We start from the raw sequence: 19,666 nt of genomic DNA on the forward strand, positions 1-19,666 counted from the left end.
GTTATCGCTTAATGGTTTTAACAGCTTGATGACCAATGGTGCTATCAAGCTGTTACGTTACCCTGAGCGTGCAGATAAAGCTAGTATCGGTAGTTCAGTTCTTTAGAACTAAACATGCTATCGCTAGATTGCCCACTTTGTTGGTAAATCATCCGGTAACTTAATACGGCTTGGACATACTCTCGGGTTTCTGTGTATGGAATAGTTTCAATAAATGTCATGACATCTAATGTACCATTTGATGCCCGTAACCAACGGCGAACACTCCCAGGACCGGCATTGTATGCGGCGGTGGCAAGGACTCGGTTTTGACCAAACTGCTTGAGTAGTTCGCTGTAATACGCACTGCCTAGCATGATATTCACTTTAGGCTCGTATAACTCTTTTACGTTGTTGTAGGAGATTTTGTGCCTTTGGGCTGTTTGTTTTGCGGTTGCTGGCATTAACTGCATTAGGCCTCGTGCACCTACACCTGATGTAGCGTAGGGGTAAAAGGCACTTTCGCGGCGAGAAATGGCTCTGATCTCATCAATATTGACGTTATACTTTTTACTGGCGTTAACAAATTCGTCATTAGATGCCAGTGGGAAACGCAGGGCTAATGAGTCCCATAATTGGCCCTGAATACTGGATTCTACACTGAACCCATGCCAGCCTTGTTCGAGTGCAAACAAGCCATATTGTGCGGTTAGTTCACTGTTGTGACGTCGCATTAAATAGACCCACTCGCTGCGGGCATCGATGCGTTTGTCTAGTGCCATTAATTCAATGACACGAGCTAAACCTTTGTCTTGATGTAACTGTTTTTGCAGTTCAGGGTTAGGCGCGAGGTTGTCGTTGTTCATCGACAATGGGTTACCTAAGGCCTGTGCAGCGGTAAATCCATAAAAGTTACGTTGACTGCTTAATGCCTGCAGCAATTGTGTCGCTTTCGTGTTGTCTTTACTGGTCATCATTTTGGCTTGCCAGTACATCCAGCGTGGGTTGGCTTTGCCTTCGTCACTTAATAGCGCAAGGTATTTATTGACTGTGGTGTAATCAAGCTCTCGCAGTGCCCAGCGCAATCGCATTTCATATAAGTCATCAAACCCTAATAGCGGCAGCATCTTGTCGATATGGCTAAGCAGTTTTTGATCTTGTTTGATTAGGGCTCTACGAACTAAAAATCGATTAAGCTCTACAGCATCAGCCTGGTCAAATCGGTTAGCTTTTTGATATTTAACAAACAGTTTAATGGCTTGATGTAAGTCTTTTTGGGCGAGTTTACGCAAACCGGCGTCGACAATATTGCCAATAATCGGTTTTGAACTATTAAATTTGTTGATATGGCGAAGGGTGTTCGGGTCTCGGTATACCGACACCAGTAACTTTGCTTCGCGACTGTGAGTGGTCACTTTTTGCGACAAATAACTTAATAAACTGCTTTGTCCGGCATGAAAACTCAATAACAGACGTTGCCAAATGACTTCTTGGGTGCGATAGCCTGCTTTTGTCCACATATCAAATACCGGGTCGCATTCTTTAGGGCGCGAATAACCGTGTACCCATAAACGTTCAATCCCTTTGTATGCGATGTCTTTATTGCCCGCATCAAGCTGCGCTTGGTAGTAATAACATTGCAGGCGAATGTCGTTTGGTGTGTTGGGTGATATGACTAAAAAATCTTGCCAGCGTTGTTTTCTTCCTGCATTGAGCAGGTAGCGATAACGAGCATTGTTATAGAGTGGTGTGGTATCAAATTGGTTAATGGCGTTGAGGGCGGCATTACCTGGAGATTGAACGATTTGGTCAATCGTCGCGTGGTAGTCAAGATAAACGGTTAAGGGATAATCTGCTAATTGTTTGCGCAATGCTTGGTATTGCCCCAGCTGTTTTTTATCGAGCGCTTTACGCGCGTCAAGATAGGTTTGTTGCTGCGATGTCAACGCGCTGGCTTGACTGATAAAAACCAGTGGAGCGGCTAACAGTAATGCGCCTGTGAATAATGTGTTAACCCAAGTGTTACGCATTTAAATGAGAATCTCCGCCTCAATACTTCGTTTGCGATAATAAAATTAGTTACGTTTAAGCCTTACTATTGCGCGCTTCAATTAAATAAAGATTAATCTGCGCGTTAAACCATTTGTTAATCTGATGGTTGTGTCGCGGTTTCTATTGATTCGTCTAGTGCTTTGTTAAGCAGTTGTCTGTCAATTTGTTTGCTGGTGTCAACGCCAAGCTGCTGCATAAAGTGTGCTTGTCTGATTAAATTGCCTTTGCCAGATGACAGTTTAGCCATTGCACTCTGATAGCTTTTATCAGCGCCGTCTAATGCGCGGCCAAGCTTTTCCATGTCTTCTAAATACCCACAAAGCTTGTCGTAAATTCGACTGGCTTGTTTGGCAATGTTTTGTGCATTTTGGTTTTGATATTCATAGCGCCAAATGTTGTTAATAGTACGCAGTGCTACCAGCAAATTAGTGGGGCTGACAAGCATAATATTATGTTCTAGCGCAAAGTTAACCAGACTTGGGTCGTACTCAATAGCCAACAAAAAGGCCGGCTCTATTGGAATAAACATCAACACATAATCAAGGCTCTTGAGGCCATGTAGTTTGTGATAGTCCTTTTGACTTAGGCCTTTAATGTGCTGCCTAATTGATAATGCATGTTCTTTAATGGCCTGTTCGCGAATGTCTTTGTCTTCGCTGTTAAAGTAGCGCTCGTAACCGACGAGTGACATTTTGGCGTCAATGACGACATCTTTTTGCTCAGGTAGATGGACAATAACATCTGGTTTGAAACGCTTACCGTTATCGTCTTTTAAATCTTGTTGTATGTGATATTCATGGCCTTCTCGCAGGCCGCTTTCTTGCAGAACCCGCTCTAAAATCACTTCGCCCCAATTACCTTGTTGCTTGTTGTCGCCTTTTAATGCCTTGGTGAGGTTGATAGCATCTTGGCTCATTTTTAAATTAAGTTCGCGCAGGTGATCGAGCTGGTGCTTTAATGCACTACGCTCAGATTGCTCATGGGTATAAGATTCCTGGATTTGGCGTCTAAATCCTTCCAGTTGCTGTTTTAGCGGGCCTAACACCCCGTCAATTTGAGTGACATTTTGCTGTTTAAAACTTTCGCTTCGTTCGTCAAAAATGCGGTTAGCTAAATTTTCAAACTGCAGCTTAAGGCGTTCTTCGGCTGACTCCAGTAATGCAATTTTATCTTCTAATGATTTTTGTTCAGCTTCTGCTTTTACCATAATGGTTTGTTGTATGGCATTAGACTTGGCTAAGTTAAGCTGAGATTCCATTAACCGGTGTTGTGTGTCGGCCAGTTGTTGTTCAACTATGTACACTCTGTCGGCTTTAGTTTCAGCCGTTGAAAGCTGTGATATTAAACTCTCGATCTTATTTTGCAGATGATTACTGTGATCAATTTTGTCGTCGAGCATATCTTGTAATCTCGACGCTTCAGCTTGCGCTTCGTTCACTAATACAAGGTGTTCTTGCTCATGTTGGAGTTTGAGTTGCTCCCAACGTTGGCGGGTTAACCGCTGATTAATCAGTGCGCCAATTAAAAAGGCAAGGAACGCAACCGCAATCAGCGCTGCAATTTGTGGAGGAGTTAACGACACAGCAAAAGGCATAACAAAAACCGATAGAAAATAATGGCTAAGGGTCGCACGGCTTATAACTGCCTGCAAGAGGCAAAAACATGATTTTATGATTTTTTATTGTTAATGATTAAAATTAAATCTAATCCAGTGGTGAAGCCGTATAGTCTGGGATATCAGGTTTTTAGTAAACCACATTAGCGAGTATTTTTAACTCATTTGAAATAAAAAACTAAGCTTACCTGTCTATTAACAATGTAAGACAATAAAACTCATGATAATTGGTATTTGTAGAGGTGATTTATGGCGCGTAAAAACCGATTTACTCCTGGCATATTACAGCGTGCTCCATGGCATATGGCTGAAAATCAAGTTACACCAGAGTCGGTTTTTAATGACCGTCGTAATATTATCAAAGCGTTAGGTTTAGGCGCCTTAGGTGCCAGTTTACCTGGGCAGGTACAAGCCGGTATTTTTGATTTGTTTGGTGAGCAAAAAGCTAAAAACCCTTTTGCCACTCAGAGCTTAAATTATTCAACACCTCGTCAATTTGTGTTGCCTGATGCCAAAACACCAGAGGACAAGGTCACTCGTCATAACAATTTTTATGAGTTTGGTACCAGCAAGTCAGACCCGTTTGATAATGCTCAGGGGTTTTCTGTCGATCCATGGACCTTAGTTATCGAAGGCTTAGTTGATAATCCTATTACCTTAGATTTACAGGCGCTCACCAAGCGTTTTGCTCTAGAGGAACGCACCTATCGTTTACGTTGTGTCGAAGCATGGTCGATGGTTATTCCCTGGGTGGGGTTTTCTCTTGCGACATTATTAAAACAAGCCGGTGTGAAACAAAATGCCACTCACGTTGCGTTTGAAACCTTGTTTGACCCAGAACAAATGCCCGGGCAAAAAAATCGTTTAATGGGCGGCGGTATTCATTACCCTTATGTTGAAGGGCTAACCATAGCCGAGGCCATGAACGAGTTGCCCTTTTTAGCGGTGGGGTTATACGGTAAAACATTGCCACCACAAAATGGAGCGCCAATTAGGTTAGTGGTGCCGTGGAAATACGGTTTTAAGAGTATTAAGTCTGTGGTGCGTATTCGTGTTGTAGATAAACAACCACCGACGAGTTGGAATCAACTGGCGCCAAACGAATATGGTTTTTATGCCAACGTGAACCCTGAAGTTGACCATCCACGTTGGTCGCAAGCCAGTGAGCGCAGTATAGGCGAGGGCGGGTTGTTTTCGGCTAAACGTATTCCTACGCAAATGTTTAATGGTTATGGTGAATTTGTTGCCGATTTATACAAAAATATTGATTTAAGGACCTTTTATTAATGCGTTTGAGCCCTCAAGGTGTATTTTGGCTTAAAGTCGTTTTGCACCTCATTTTTTTAGTGCCGGCTTTGTATCTTATCGTACTGGTGATAACCGACAATGCGGGTGGCGATCCTGTGCAATATATTATTCATTATACTGGCATGGGGGCGATAAATAGCTTATTGGCGACCTTAGTAATCTCACCCATTGCAAAACGGTTTAAAGTGGCGGCGTTAATTCAAACACGTCGCTTAGTCGGCTTGTATGTGTTTGCTTATGCACTATTACATATTGCTGCGTTTATCAGCTTAGATTTGTTGTTTGCGTGGGAGCTATTGTTTGAAGAAGTCATTAAGCGGCCTTACATTTTGGTGGGCGCCGCAGCCTTGATGATTGTGACTTTGCTGGCGTTAACCTCACCGCATAACATTAAACGTAAAATGGGTAAACATTGGCAGTCGCTGCATAATTGGATTTACGTAGTTGCACTATTGGCGCCGGTTCACTTTTACTGGTCGGTAAAATCGGAAATTATTGAACCAAGCATCTATATTGTTTTGTTTGCTGGCTTATTATTTTACCGCAAAGACAGTATTAAAAAATGGTTAGCGCCAAAAGGTTAACAAGCCAATTAATGCCGCAATCTCTGGTGTAATCCATTGGTGCAAAATGCCGCAAACAAGGTAAATAACATGACGCCTGTCATGATGAGCGCGAGCCTTAGCCAAGGTTCAGACAAGGTGATGCGCATGTCTATAAAGTTAAACGTAGTCACGGCCCACACAAAAATAACACTTAATAATAGGGTTATTTTTAATAATTGATTGATGACATTATGGCGAATAAACATAAGCAGCGGCATTGTACAGGCAATAATTGCCCATTCGGTTTGACTAAAGCGAAGAAAATGTGCGCCTAATAATAGAAAAGCTAACGTTATGATGACGACTCTCCACCACATAATTACCTCCTACTGTAAACGTCAAACTCACAATGAGTTTGAGTTAATAGCATAAGATTTATTGCATTTTTATTCTTAGTGTTTGCTCACAAATTGCATGTTTATTGGCAATGCAAAAATACCCTTGAAAGATCAATACTTACTATTTGTTTTGGCGCTCCTGATAACCGTGTTGGGTTTGTTTTTATGCATACCAATATGCGTTAGGCCAAGCAATAAGCCCCACACTGCGGCGCCTATTCCCAAAAAGCTTATCCCTGACAAGGTGCAAACAAAAGTGAGCAGTGCAGACTCTCGATAAGAAATGGCGCTAAATGCATTTTGAAGGCACAGGAGTAAGGTGCTCATTAACGCGAGTCCAGCCAACATATTGCTCACCGCGCTTGGTAATGCCATAAATAATGCAACCACACTGCTGGCCCATAATCCGGCAAAAATGTAAAATACTCCCGCCCAAATCGTTGCCCTAAAGCGCTGGCTAGGATCGTCATCAACATTGTTATCCATACAAATAGCCGCGGATATTGCCGCAAGGTTAACGCTAAATACGCCAAATGGTGCCAGTAATACATTTGACATGCCGGTGCCAAATAAAAGCGCAGATCCCTGAGTTTGATAGCCATAGCTTTTTAACATGGCGATACCCGGCAAATGTTGTGACAACATGGTAATAATAAATAAAGGAACACTGATATTGAGTATGGCCAAAAGCGTAAACTCTGGCGTTATCCAAACTGGCGAGGCAATTGTTAATTTTAATTGTGCTTGTACTGCTGCGGTCAATACATCTGTTTGAAAGACATAGCCTATGGCTATAATTAATAAAATGGCCATGGAATATCTGGGAAGCCATTGTTTAGCTACCATAAAACTGACAAACAATAAGCAGAACACGGCAGGCTCTTTTGCAAGTGGCACAAAGGCTTTTACGCAAAAGGGCAGTAAAATGGCCGCTAACATGGCTGCTGATAACGCAACCGGAATGGCTGATAACCCTCGAGTGATGGGCTTTATCATGCCGCTAATGGTTATCAACGCGGCTGAAACAAGGTAAGCGCCAATCACTTGATTTAAGCTGAAATCACCAACAATTCCAATCAGCATTGCAGCTCCTGGCGTTGACCAAGCCGTAAGAATTGGAGTGCGATAACGCCATGAAAATCCGATTGAGGTCACGCCCATCACTAAGCCTAAAGCAAGCAAACTGCTACTGATTTGTGCAGAATTGGCCCCAGCTTGAATCGCTGCCTGGATGACAATAACAATTGAACTTGTATAGCCGACAAGCACAGCGGTGAACCCGGCGGAAATATGGCTAATAGCGATGTTTTTTGGTGCCATTATGTTGTCCGTTGCGTATTTTTGTATGAATGACGTGCCGGTAAATTAGTCAGTTGTGCGTTAAAGCGCACAAGGTGTGAGGAATATATCATTGGCTGTTATAGCGCACAAGATATTAGAGTTGACAGTAAAATGACGTATAATTACTTACAGTGTTAACGAAAGACGGTATGCATTATGGATATCAAGGCTCATATGGCAGAGCACTTAAAAACAATAAGAAAAACAAAGGCACTTAGTTTAGATGCAACCGCCAAGTTGACAGGAGTGTCTAAGGCCATGCTCGGGCAAATTGAACGACAAGAGTCGAGCCCTACAATTGCCACACTTTGGAAAATTGCCAGTGGCTTAAACACATCATTTTCTGCATTTATGGTGGCTGAAGATAGCGTTAGGATTGCAGAAAAAACATTTCCAGATGATCCCAATATGCAAATTCATACGTTATTTGCATACAACCCTCAAACTCAGTTTGAAATGTTCGAAATCACCTTAAGTGGGTTTCATCAGCAAATGTCAGCGCCTCACGGCGTTGGTGTGATTGAACATGTTATTATTATCGAAGGTGAATTGGCGGTGTTTTGTGATGGAAAATGGCTAACGCTGGGTTGTGGGCAGCGGTGTCGATTTTTTGCAGATCAAGTTCATGGTTATCATGCCGTAAGCGAAACCGCAGTTTTTCATAATATTGTCAGTTATCCACTCGAACGTTAACCTATTTGTTGGATTTTTCTAGCGCTTCAATTTGATGCCAAATTGTTTCAGATTCTGCGGTTAGCAACGAATAGGTTTTAATGTCGCCTTTGCGCTGAGCTTGCATGGCCTGTTCAAGTTTTTGATCATAGTGTTTACGCAGTTTTTTGATTGGGTCTGGCTTTAAAAATGAAAACATGGCAGCGCTCTTAAATTGGTTATTGTGAATGTTATAATCGATACGTTCAAAGCCTGGGTTTGGCCCACTTATATCAATCAGCACATATCAATCAGCACATATCAATCAGCACAAGAATGGGATCATTCTTACTGGTTAACATCGCTTATAACGTCGTTAGCAATGTTGAGGCTAGAACAACTCGCTTGCTGCCTGATTCTAACGATTTTTTCTACGCAATCTCGGATCACTTATTTATCCTGATTGGTATTAAAAGAGTGCTGAGTTGGGGCTTGTTGATCTTTCTAGATTTTTGCTGCAAAGATCAGCAGGCCCTGAGCACTATTACTGTTTTCGTTTCGCAATTAACATTAACCGCTCATTACTATTGTCGCCTTCTAACGGTAAGGCTGTTGCGCCGTTAAACTGTGCTTGGGGTCAACGGTGTCTGTTTTTTGTTCATTTGTAGGTAGCTTATTACCCACATGATAAAGCCACCGACAAACAATGCAGCGGCAACATATCCGGTTTGGTTAGGCATAGCGCCATTAGCAATGGCAATACCGCCAACCCAGGGGCCAATTGCGTTAGCGGTATTGAACGCACATTGCACTAATGCGCCAATCATGGCATGACCATTAGGTGATACATCCATAAGTAAACTTTGAATGAGCGTGGCTAACCCGACACTGCAACCAATAAAAAATATTACGGCGTACAACAGGTTGATATTGTAGCTGGCGTTTACGTAGGCAAAGGCAAAAACAATGCTGCCAATAAGCGCGAGGCCTGTGGTGTTTAATGCCGAGCGATCTGCTGCTTTTCCTAGTACATAATTGCCTATTGTGCAGCCTACACCAAACATAATCATGGCAATTGAAATGGTGTAAGCGGGCGTTTTTGTGACCATTAAAATGGTGTCGGCAATGTAGGTGTATAAACAAAATACGCCACCAAATCCAATAATGACAATACCGAGAATTGACCACACCAATTTATTTTTGAGCACGCTAAATTCATTGAGTAAATTTGAAGGTTGATTATTGGCTATTTTAGGTACAAAAAAGTACACGCAAATAAAGGCAACTAAAGCAAGTATTGATGCACCTGCAAGACAATAACGCCAGCTTAGATTTTGTCCCACTAATGTGACAATCGGTACACCGACTATGGTGGCAATGGTTAACCCCATAAACACTTTAGACATGTAGCTGGCACGTTTATTTTGTGGGGCGATATCTGCTGCTAACAATATGGCTGCGCCAAAATAGGCACCGTGAGGCAAACCGCTTAAAAACCGAAATGCAATAAGTTGTTCAAGTGACGTAGCTATTGCACTTAAGCCATTGGCAATAAACATTAAGATTAAAAAGATCATTAACGCGTAACGTTTTTTCATGTTGGCTGTGGTGAGCATTAATATGGGGGCGCCGACCACCACTCCGATTGCATAGGCGCTGATGGCATAACCACTTTGTGATGGTGTAGTGGCAAAGGTTTCGCTAATGAGCGGTAGCATGGGCATCATAGAAAACTCAGATAACCCTAAAATAAAAGTGCCCAAAGCAAGTACGAGTAAGATTGCGTTGCGATTGAGTGCCACTACGGTATTGTCTGCCGATGTCATAAAAATCCTAGAGATGAAAATAAAAAGGCCAGCAGAACTGGCTCAGTTAGCAATGAATGCTGCGAGAATAATGATGTTTACAATAAAATTGCTAATAAACCTTAGTCTTGCCAGCGCTGCTTAATGTACAAAATACTCGGTAGGCATTGTTGCAGTAAGACAACTAGATCGGGGTCAAAGTGAATACTGCTTTGGCTTTCAATAAAGTCCATGGCTTGTTCTACTGTCCATGCGTCTTTATAAGGGCGTTTGCTGGTGAGCGCGTCAAATACGTCCGCAATGGCTACTATGCGTCCTTCAATTGGGATTTCATTGCCTTTTAAGCCTTTAGGGTATCCGCTGCCGTCGAATTTTTCGTGATGGGTGAGTGAGACCACTTTTGCTAGGGCAATTAAATCGGAATCTGAATCACCTAAAATTTCGGCGCCAATCTCGGGATGCGTCTTCATGATGGCAAATTCTTCGTCGGTTAATTTGCCAGGCTTAAGCATAATGCTGTCTGGAATACCAATTTTACCTATGTCGTGCATAGGCGCGGCGTGGAGTAAATTGTCGGCGGCAAAGTCAGATAAACCATAGGCAAGGGCAATGATCTTTGAATAATGGCTCATACGCATAATGTGCATGCCAGTTTCATTGTCTTTGTATTCTGAGGCGCGACCTAAACGTTGAATGACTTGTAAACGGGTACGGCGTAAATCGTCTGCCTGTACCAGTGATAAATGCGTGCGAACCCTTGCTTTAACTACTGCAGGAGACACTGGCTTAGTAATGTAATCAACAGCGCCTACATCAAAGCCTTTTGCTTCATCGACTTCGTCACTTAATGCGGTAACAAAAATAATGGGTACGGCTTTACTCAAAGGATCTGCTTTTAACTGCTGGCAAACCTCAAAGCCTGTCATGCCCGGCATCATCACATCAAGTAAGATGAGATTAGGGAGCTCTTTTTGAACCAAACGCAATGCTTCCTCGCCACTTTTAGCAAAAATGAGTCGGTATTGCTCCTCAAGCATCTTTTTTAATACTCTGAGGTTCGCGGGTTCATCATCTACAACGAGAATAGTTTGTTTGCTGTCTTGTCTGTTAAATATCATTTAATGAGTTCTTGTTACTTGTGCATTAATTAGTAACTCAAGGTTGTCGAGTTCGGTTAATGCTTGTTCAAATTCAAAGTCGTCTAGGGCATGTTGTATTAATTGGCATTTAGGGCGCAATTCCATAGTCGATGAGGATAACAGTAACGCCATATCGACTTCATTATACTCGTTATCTTGTGCCGCAAGACGAATGCGATTGATAAGCTGCTTAAGTTGCGCTGGGTCAATTAAGATAGCTGACGATTCTGTATTGCTTTGGGCGATATCGTTATGAAATTGTTGTTCATCAAGATAGGTGTTTATGTCGATAAACGCTTGCTCTAGCATGGGGAGTAATGCTGATAATTCAGTCGCTGAGCTACTCAATGCGTGTCGCTCTGCATCGATGAGTAATCGTGTGAGTTTGGTAAGCGATAAATTACCCGCAAGGCCTTTTAATCCATGCAGTTGAGTTTGCATGGCTTGCCAATCATTATTGGCCATGAGTTGTTGTATTTGGTCGATACAGTTGTGCTGTTTATGCATAAAGGCACTGATTTCTTTATTGAGGGTGGCTATATCTCCCCACAATGCAATGCCTTTTTTGTCGTTTACAACGCGTTTATTGTCGACAGTGACGTGTGTCGATAATGCTACGTCACCAATGGGCTCAAGGCGTAAAACCTGGGCGATTTCATTATTTAACAGTGTGATATCAATAGGCTTGTTTGCAAAGCCATCCATGCCTGCATCGAGTGCTGCGAGTCGGTCTTCGGGCAGTACACTGGCTGTTAATGCAATAATGGGCATGTGCGGCAATTGTTGCTCTTGTTCTTGCTCTCGGCGCAGGCGCGATGCGGTTAATCCATCCATAATAGGCATTTGCACGTCCATTAAGACAATATCTATGGTGTCGTTTTGCATGCGCAACAAAGCTTGTTTGCCGTCTCGGGCTGTGATGACACTATGACCCTGGCGTTTTAGCACAATCGTCAACAAATCAATATTTTGTTGAATATCATCCACAATCAAAACCGACAAGGGTTTTAGGCTTTGGGTTAACGCAGGGGCGTTGGTATGCAATTTTTGTTTTGGCGGTGTCAGTGGCAATGCAAAAGCAAAGCAACTGCCTTTACCAAAGGTACTTGTTGCTGTAATTTTGCCGCCCATTAATTCGACTAATTGTTTACTGATGGTTGTGCCAAGGCCTGTACCACCAAATCGGCGATTCATACTGGCGTCGGCTTGTGCAAATGCATCAAACACTAATGAAAGTTGGGCTTCAGTCATGCCGATGCCGGTATCGCTAATGGCAAATTCAATGCATCCGCTAGGTGTGATCCCTACATTAATGCTGACACCACCTTCGGCAGTAAATTTAATGGCATTGCCAATGAGATTGGTGAGTACTTGTCTTATCCTATCTGGTGCGCCGTGATACGCTGTGGCAACGTTTTCAGCAACATCAACATTTAAATACAGGCCTTTACTATTTGCTTGGAGCCATAAAGTCGATACCACAGAGTCGACTTCTTCGATAACCGAAAAATCCCTAAGTTCTAATTCAAATTTACCTTTGTCGAGTTTGGCACTGTCGAGTACATCATTGAGCAAATGCAACAATGATTTGGCTGACTGGTTAATGGTATTTAGGTGTTTATGCTGCTCTGCTGGAAGTTTGTCGTCGAGCAATATATCGCTAAAACCTATAATCGCGTTCATTGGGGTGCGAATTTCATGGCTCATGTTGGCTAAAAATGCCGCACGGGCCGATGCCGCTTGTTCAGCTTTATCTTTAGCAATTAATAGCGATTGCTCCATTTCTTTACGCTCAGTAATGTCCATAATAAAGCCATCAAGCCATTTGTCGGTGACGTCTAAATCATCTACATGAGTGCCATATCCTAGTAACCAGCGAGTATCACCTTTTGCATTAATGATGCGATATTCAAGGACAAAAACCTTGTCTGTTGTTACTTGATTAGCGACTTGTTCAATGTCGTCTGGATGAACATGCTCGTAAAAGTGGCGTTTGGGTTCAGGGCCTATGTAGTCGCAGGCAGGGTAGCCTGTAATGTGTTCTACGGCATCACTAATAAACAGCATGGGCCAGTCTTTTACATTTAAACAACGATAGGCTATCCCTGGAATGTTACTAATCAATGATCGAAATTGAGCTTCGCTTTTAATTAATGCACGTTGCATTTCAATTCGATGTCTTAAATCACTGATGTACATTACAAACAAACTTTTGCCTTCGATGCAGGCATGGCCAATAGAAACTCTTACTGGAATTGTGTGTCCGTTAACGTGGAGCGCTTCAACATCGCGACCATCACTTTTTTGATTTGCGAGGGTGTTATCTGTGTAGCTAGACAGGTACGTGTTGAAATCATCAATAAATGTCGCAGGGATAAATTGGCGGATATCTTTGTGGCATATATCTTCTAGTCGCCATCCGAGTAAATGTTCAACGGCACTATTTCCGCTTTCTATTTCACCTTTGTCGTTAAAGGTAATAATGCCGTCAATTGCGGTAGAAATGGTTGCACGGTAGTGTGCTTCACTTAATTTTGCCTTGTGTAAAGAGGCTTGATATTTCATCAGCATATTTACAACCAGCACTAATAAAATAATCACCACAGTGATCGTGGCAACCGCAATACCAAGATACAGAGAGACCATTTTGGTTTGATCTGAAAACTCAAATCCCGGCGGCCTAACAAAACGTGCAGCTGCCATACCGGTATAGTGCATTGCTGAAATTGCACTGCCCATTATAAATGCTGCAATGGTGTTTTTATGTAAATCAGATAATGGGGTCTGACCTATGTGATTTAAGCTAAAGCGGATCCACAAAGAGAGAATAGCCAATGCAATGGCAACCACAATCGATAAGCCAAAGTAAAACAGGTCATAACGTAATAGTGGTGCCATTTCCATGGCGGCCATCCCCACATAATGCATGGTACCAATGCCTGCACCCACTAAGATACCACCAACTATAAACTGGCTTAATCTTGGTTTTTCGATGGAAATCACATTCAAGGCCACCCAGGATGCGGCGATACTGGGTATAAATGACAATGCTGTTAAGCCGATGTTGTAACTTACAGGAGTACATAAACTGAATGCTAGCATGCCAATAAAATGCATAGACCATACGCCACCCCCGAGTGCAACACTGCCGCAGGATATAAGTAAATGGCGTTTATATATGTTGACGGTTGTTACGGCTTGAGAGGCCACTTGAAGCGCCATAAAAGAGGCAAATATAGCAATTGCAATTGAAATCAACGTCACAAGTGGGTGAAAATTACCAACTATTAACAGGCTTTCATCTGGAACGGTGAACAGTGTCGGTATGGATTCAAGCATAATGTCGATGATGAAGACCGTAATAAATAAGTGGAAGATGATAACGATATCGGCGTTAAATAAAAAAACCTCAGTTTTTATTTAATTTATAATCAAACCATGCGGTAAATCAATGTTTATGTGTTTGCTGGGTGTTATAATTTAAGGTTTTGCAAATTGTCTGTTTGCACAGTGACAATGCGTTGATGATTGTTGTTTTATTGTTGTTTTATTGTTGTTTTATTGTATTTTATTGTTGCTTTTGTGTGGTGTTCGGCTGGCGGGAAGTATATGAAGATGCAACAGCCTCGGCTGTTGCTGTTAGTTATTTCTTGTTTGCACTTGCATGATGAGGGGAGGCGTGTACCTCATCATGCAATCGCGTCACTCTGTAACAGATTCAGTTGTTTGATGCTCTCTTTTTGTATTATCTTTTTTTGCTTTGTTCTTTATCACCAAACATAAACATTAACGGTATGTGCAAGCGCTTAGCCCAGGCGTTTTCTGTGTGATCAGCTCCGGGAAAATACAGGCTTTGCCACTGATTTTTAGGGTATTGTTGCTCAATAAAAATCTTATCTATTTGCTTTTGTAACTCTGGGTACATGGCATCAAGAGTACTGTCACCATAATCAAAATAGACTTTTTGATTACTCAGTTTATGCAAATTGGCCGCGATATACTGTTTAAATACCGGAAACACATCGTCTTCGGCATTAAAGGTCCCTGGCCAATGAGTCGACATATTAATCGCGCCCGCAAATTGGTCAGGGTGATTTAAAAGGGTATACCATGAAATTAGCCCGCCCATGCTTGAGCCGCCTAAATAACGATGTGACGCCCCTTTGTTGACGGGATAGTTAGCCTCAATGTAAGGAATGACCTCGTTGACTAAAAAAAGACTGTAGTTATCTGAATACACCTTTGAAGCGAATAGCGGGTGATCCGCAAACTTTTCAATTTGATATAAGGCTTGCTGTTTTGCTGCTGGGAAACGTTCAAATGGTTGCTGCGGGAAAAACTCACTGTGGCGATTTTCCACTGCATTAGGAATACCGACCACAATAAATGGTCGAACTTTACCTTGTTCAATAAGCTCGCCTGCGACTTCATCAACCCGCCACTCTTGCTTGTTCCAGGTGGTGTTTGCATCAAATAACATGCGGCCATCATGCATATAAAGCACGTCATACTGGCTTTGTTTGTTATACCCTGGCGGTAACCATACTGTTAAGAATCTGTCTTTTACGTAGTTAGACTTAAATGGTTGAACGGTTTCAATTTGGCCTTTACTGACGTTTGGGGTGAGGGTGTCAGCGTGAGATGCTGGAGATAAAAAAACCGATAAGCTAAGTAATGCAATCACAAATTTCATGGCAGCGCCTTAATATTATAAAACATCATTTTTACACGCATTTATGTTAATTCAATGTGAATACGTATGTATTGAGTGAGTGGGAAGTGGTTTAGCGGTAAGTGCCAACGTCTTGATGAATGACCTGGCAGAGCGTAAAAAACATTGAACGTATTGAGTGGTTCATAATAAACACTATCAACGTATTGATATAAAAAATTTAACGTAATGGTACTTTTTAATGAGACGTATAAAATAAATCAAATGTTAGATATGCGCTGAAAAGTGACTCAAAAGGTGACCATTGGGTAAATTCAGTGCATGAATTAGTGAATATTTTTAGATGGATACAGGCTGTAAGTTAAGCCTAGTAAGGTGAATAAAGAAATTGGTCGGTATGAGAGGATTCGAACCTCCGACCCCTGACACCCCATGACAGTGCGCTACCGGGCTGCGCTACATACCGAATTTTATCTCATAAAACAACATCACTTAGAGAGTTGTAACAATTGGGGTAACTAAGTGGACTTGCACTTTATCAACTGTATTTAATCAGCGCAAGCAGTTAGTTATCAGCTATTTGTTGATTGCCTATAAACTATCCAGTTAGGCGATTCTCTCACTCAATCATCCTATGACTTTTAAATTGTAACCGTCAAAATGCTGTATAGACAAAAGTAAGTAAATCATTATTGATTATACAGCCTGCGACCTTCACGCATGACTTGGATCAGCTCAGGTGCACTCATTTTTTTGTCTAAACGTTTACTGTAGTCGATATCGTAAATGCGATATTTGCCAAAGCGATCAAGTACGGTAATCTCAGACTTTTGATAAATAGCAAACCGACGGCTGTCGCCAATATATACCCAAGACTCGTTATTTGGTTCTAATAAACTTCGACCGGCACTGTAGTCAGTGCTTGGGTTAGTGCAACCTAATACGTGGCTCAGTATTGTTGGAGCAATGCCATAATGACTGGTACGGTAATTGATTTTGTTTGCGTAGGTGTCTGGCCAATGAATAATTAGCGGCACGTTAACATTGCCTGGCGACAAGTCGTTGCGTGCATCGCTGCTATTACTCGTAAATACCTGACCATATGTACCAGTAATTATGACGATAGTGTTGTCACTCACTTGGCTAAGTAAAGTTGATAATTGTTGGTCAATAAAATTAAGCGATTGACGATATTGATTAAATAATACTTTTTGTGCCGGTTTTAACTCGATTTGGGGTTTTATGGTTTGTACCCCTAAGAAACCGATAGGGGTGTCGTAGTCTTTTGGTGCGGTGAGGTTGACTAACGCAAACCAAGGTTGTTTTTGGTTTGATTGCCAGGCACCTGCAGACGCAATGGTATTAATGTCGGCATCAGCGCTGCCATTAGCTCCCTCACTGGTATGAATTTGCATACCTTTAAACATGGCGTTTGTATTAATGTTGTCGGTGAGCGGCGGGGAAAATAATGCTTGCTGATAACCTTGTTCAGTTAAAACTTGAGTCAGTATTGGGCCTGTGACAGCAAATTCTTTACGATCGCTGTAATTGCCCTGTAAACCATACATTAACGTGAACATACTGGTTTCGAAATCTGTACCGCCGGTGTAATGCTTCATAAAACGTTGGTTTTTGATACGGTATTGGCTTAAAAATGGCATGGTATCGCTGTTAACCATATCTGCTCGTAAGCTGTCTATGCTAATCAATAAAATGTTTTGTTGTGTTTCTGCAGTACATTGCATTGGGTTTATAGGATAACTCAACTTACGCGATTTACCACTTCGAGATTCGGATGCTTGTGTACCGCTGTCAATACCATGGGTTTCCATAAACGAGCGGGCCGTTGCAGGGTATGACACTGGGTAGGCGTCATCAAAACGGGTCACTTCGGTCATGTTGGTGGCATCAGCCCATATATGAAATAAATGGCTGCTAACAAAACAAATGCCGACAAACAGTACTACACGGTTTCCCCATTGTTTTTTTTGTAATTTGTCTATGCGTTTCCATAAAAAATTAGCTGCTGTTAATTCAACTAATACGATGACAATGGGAGTAATAATATATGAGGTACTGTGGAGTAACGCGTTAAGATCTTGCCAGGCTAAATCAAATGCAAATGGGCTAAGATGAATACCATAGTCGTCGTAAATAATGGTGTCATAAAGCAAGGTATAGAGCCCAAGTGATGCAATAAAAGCGGCAAAACCGCGTAAAATTTTGGAGTAGGGAAGCAGTAACGTTACAGGGAAAATAAACAGTAAGTAGCAAATAAAGGCCAAAAAAGTAAAGTGCCCTATTGTACTGATGAGCAAATACGCCCAGCCTATGAAGGTCTCAGGGTAGCCCACACTGCTAATATATCGAGCGCCAATTAGCATCGCTAATATGCCATTAAAAAAGGCAAACCAGTGACCCCAATTAACTAAACGCGACACTTTGTCACGTGTCATTTGCTGCTTTTTGCGCTCGATCATCTTTGCTCGTATTCCTACGTTATTATCACAGACTAATGCAGTGTAACTGATTGTTAGCGTTAGTGATAAATTTTATTTTCTATTACTTAATCGACTGTGTTAGCGCTTTAGCAAATTGCTCGGCCACTTTTTGACGAGACTCATTTGGCACTTTTTTGTCGAGTAAATGGGTGACACAATTACCGAGTACCATAAGGCTTAAATCGGTAGGAGCTTGGTGCTTAGCAAGCACTGCGAGTAGCTCGCTGATAAGTGCTTCAACTTGGGTGTTGGTGTATTTAGATTGAATTGCCATAGTCAGAAAACTTCAATAAAGAATGAATTAGCTGCATATAATAACGGATTTAGCGGCTAATCGCCTCAAGTTTTATTCGGCTCAGTCAACGAATATAGCAAACCCTTGTTCGATTTATACGGTTGGTCTGATATCATTCTTTTTAAATTTATTTTCTGCGAAAGACTAGGGTTAACAAGGCTTATGGGCATCAGCATTGAACAAGCAATTATTCACGAAATTTCTCAAGACGGTCAAGGGCAAATGCGCTGTCGCTTGCGCCCGCAACCACTGTTAAATACCAGTGCTGTAGAGACTATGTTAGAAGAACTGCACCAAACTTACTCGAGTAAAGCGGGTAAGGGTTTTGGTTTTTTTGGCACTCACGGCGATGATGGTGAAGCAAACGATGAATTTGCCAATGCGCTAACCAGTTACAGAAGCGGTGATTTAGGTTTTGTTGAGTTTAGCGGAAAAGCCAGTCAATTATTACAGCAAGAGTTGGCTAAATACGATTTTAGCCAGGGCGGTTTTTTGTTGATGTCTTGCTATACCAGTATGACGAGTGATTTTTTATTTGTGGCATTATTGAGCGCTAAATCGTCGATGACAGTGTTAGATGATATGGAGCTATCGCAAAATAATCATTTAGATTTAAGTAATATCCAACTCGCTGCCCGTATTGATTTAACTGAGTGGCAAGCGGATAAAAGCTCGCGTAAGTATATCTCGTTTATTCGTGGTCGTGCGGGTCGTAAAGTGGCGGACTTCTTTTTAGATTTTATGGGCTGCGTTGAAGGCGTAAATACTAAAGCACAAAATAAAACCTTAATCCACGCGGTTGAAGATTTTGTTGCAAGCAGTGAGCTGACAAAAGATGAACGGCAAGAATGTCGTAATAAGGTATTTGAGTATTGCTCAGAACGTGCAGACTCAGGTGAGGTGATTGAAGTGAAAGATTTGGCTGATGAATTAGCCGAATCGGGCATGGATTCTTTTTATGATTTTGCCTGTGGTGGCAGTTATGAACTTGACGAAGAGTTTCCTGCTGATAAAGCCAGCTTAAGAAGTTTAAAGAAGTTTTCGGGTACGGGCGGCGGTGTAACCTTAAGCTTTGATGGTGGCCATTTAGGTGAGCGCGTGATTTACGACCCTGTGTCGGATACCATTTTAATTAAAGGTGTGCCTGCAAATTTAAAAGATCAGCTGGACAGACGATTAAAAGGCGAGTAACTGCAGATTATAGCGTTATTTAATCACAAGATTAGCGCCCAATTAGGGTAACACCTATCACTTAAGGTGTTTAGAGCGAACAGGGTAGCGAGTTTTATTGATACGAACGGTCCTTGCTTTGGGCCGTTTTCTTTTTTGGGGCAGTATGTAGCGTTTAACTCTCTCCCGCATGGC

General features: G+C 41.9%; 15 protein-coding genes and 1 tRNA gene. 4 read left to right on the forward strand and 12 right to left on the reverse strand.

Annotated features, from left to right (window positions below):
- Positions 1–80 precede the first annotated feature (80 nt).
- Together IEW93_RS16870 and rmuC are read right to left on the reverse strand one after the other, a co-directional pair.
- Positions 81–2,009, reverse strand: coding sequence for a transglycosylase SLT domain-containing protein (locus IEW93_RS16870; protein WP_188740448.1), 1,929 nt, complete (start codon positions 2,007–2,009; stop codon positions 81–83).
- Positions 2,010–2,125: 116 nt separating this feature from the next.
- Positions 2,126–3,625, reverse strand: coding sequence for a DNA recombination protein RmuC (rmuC, locus tag IEW93_RS16875; RefSeq protein ID WP_188740449.1), 1,500 nt, complete (start codon positions 3,623–3,625; stop codon positions 2,126–2,128).
- Positions 3,626–3,895: 270 nt separating this feature from the next.
- Here rmuC and msrP point away from each other — a divergent pair, with 270 nt between their 5' ends.
- On the forward strand, positions 3,896–4,933 hold the full coding sequence (gene msrP, locus IEW93_RS16880) for a protein-methionine-sulfoxide reductase catalytic subunit MsrP (RefSeq protein ID WP_188740450.1): 1,038 nt from the start codon (positions 3,896–3,898) through the stop codon (positions 4,931–4,933).
- Complete coding sequence (gene msrQ / locus IEW93_RS16885) at positions 4,933–5,538, forward strand: protein-methionine-sulfoxide reductase heme-binding subunit MsrQ (RefSeq protein ID WP_188740451.1); 606 nt, start codon at positions 4,933–4,935, stop codon at positions 5,536–5,538. Before msrP ends, msrQ begins: the two co-directional genes overlap by 1 nt.
- An 8-nt stretch (positions 5,539–5,546) precedes the next feature.
- Here msrQ and IEW93_RS16890 read toward each other — a convergent pair whose 3' ends face one another.
- Positions 5,547–5,876, reverse strand: a complete 330-nt coding sequence (locus tag IEW93_RS16890; protein WP_188740452.1) for a hypothetical protein — start codon at positions 5,874–5,876, stop codon at positions 5,547–5,549.
- A gap of 132 nt (positions 5,877–6,008) precedes the next feature.
- Complete coding sequence (locus tag IEW93_RS16895) at positions 6,009–7,217, reverse strand: benzoate/H(+) symporter BenE family transporter (protein ID WP_188740453.1); 1,209 nt, start codon at positions 7,215–7,217, stop codon at positions 6,009–6,011.
- 177 nt (positions 7,218–7,394) lie between these two features.
- Here IEW93_RS16895 and IEW93_RS16900 point away from each other — a divergent pair, with 177 nt between their 5' ends.
- Positions 7,395–7,931, forward strand: a complete 537-nt coding sequence (locus IEW93_RS16900) for a helix-turn-helix domain-containing protein (RefSeq protein WP_229706708.1) — start codon at positions 7,395–7,397, stop codon at positions 7,929–7,931.
- Between the two features lies 1 nt (position 7,932).
- Here the strand turns inward: IEW93_RS16900 and IEW93_RS16905 are convergent, their stop codons facing one another.
- The 8 genes from IEW93_RS16905 to IEW93_RS16940 all read right to left on the reverse strand — a co-directional run bounded on the left by IEW93_RS16905 (position 7,933) and on the right by IEW93_RS16940 (position 18,280).
- Positions 7,933–8,109 (reverse strand): DUF6435 family protein, encoded by a 177-nt coding sequence (locus tag IEW93_RS16905; protein ID WP_188740454.1) that lies wholly within the window; start codon positions 8,107–8,109, stop codon positions 7,933–7,935.
- A gap of 400 nt (positions 8,110–8,509) precedes the next feature.
- Positions 8,510–9,715: an MFS transporter gene (locus tag IEW93_RS16910; RefSeq protein ID WP_188740455.1), complete on the reverse strand. Its 1,206-nt coding sequence runs from the start codon at positions 9,713–9,715 to the stop codon at positions 8,510–8,512.
- Positions 9,716–9,816: 101 nt separating this feature from the next.
- Entirely contained in the window at positions 9,817–10,812 is a 996-nt protein-coding gene (locus IEW93_RS16915; protein ID WP_283104434.1) for a response regulator, read from the reverse strand.
- On the reverse strand, positions 10,813–14,172 hold the full coding sequence (locus IEW93_RS16920; RefSeq protein ID WP_188740456.1) for an MHYT domain-containing protein: 3,360 nt from the start codon (positions 14,170–14,172) through the stop codon (positions 10,813–10,815).
- Positions 14,173–14,578: 406 nt separating this feature from the next.
- A complete protein-coding gene (locus IEW93_RS16925; RefSeq protein WP_188740457.1) occupies positions 14,579–15,526 on the reverse strand; it encodes an alpha/beta hydrolase in 948 nt (315 codons plus the stop codon).
- A 368-nt stretch (positions 15,527–15,894) separates the two neighbouring features.
- Positions 15,895–15,971, reverse strand: a tRNA-Pro gene (locus IEW93_RS16930).
- A 223-nt stretch (positions 15,972–16,194) separates the two neighbouring features.
- Positions 16,195–17,985, reverse strand: a complete 1,791-nt coding sequence (locus IEW93_RS16935) for a DUF3413 domain-containing protein (protein WP_188740458.1) — start codon at positions 17,983–17,985, stop codon at positions 16,195–16,197.
- A gap of 82 nt (positions 17,986–18,067) precedes the next feature.
- Positions 18,068–18,280, reverse strand: a complete 213-nt coding sequence (locus tag IEW93_RS16940) for a YejL family protein (RefSeq protein WP_124016475.1) — start codon at positions 18,278–18,280, stop codon at positions 18,068–18,070.
- Between the two features lie 183 nt (positions 18,281–18,463).
- Between IEW93_RS16940 and yejK the strand changes: the two genes are divergently transcribed.
- Entirely contained in the window at positions 18,464–19,492 is a 1,029-nt protein-coding gene (gene yejK, locus IEW93_RS16945) for a nucleoid-associated protein YejK (protein WP_188740459.1), read from the forward strand.
- Positions 19,493–19,666: the final 174 nt, after the last annotated feature.

Source organism: Shewanella inventionis (genome assembly GCF_014641855.1).
Classification (GTDB): domain Bacteria; phylum Pseudomonadota; class Gammaproteobacteria; order Enterobacterales; family Shewanellaceae; genus Shewanella; species Shewanella inventionis.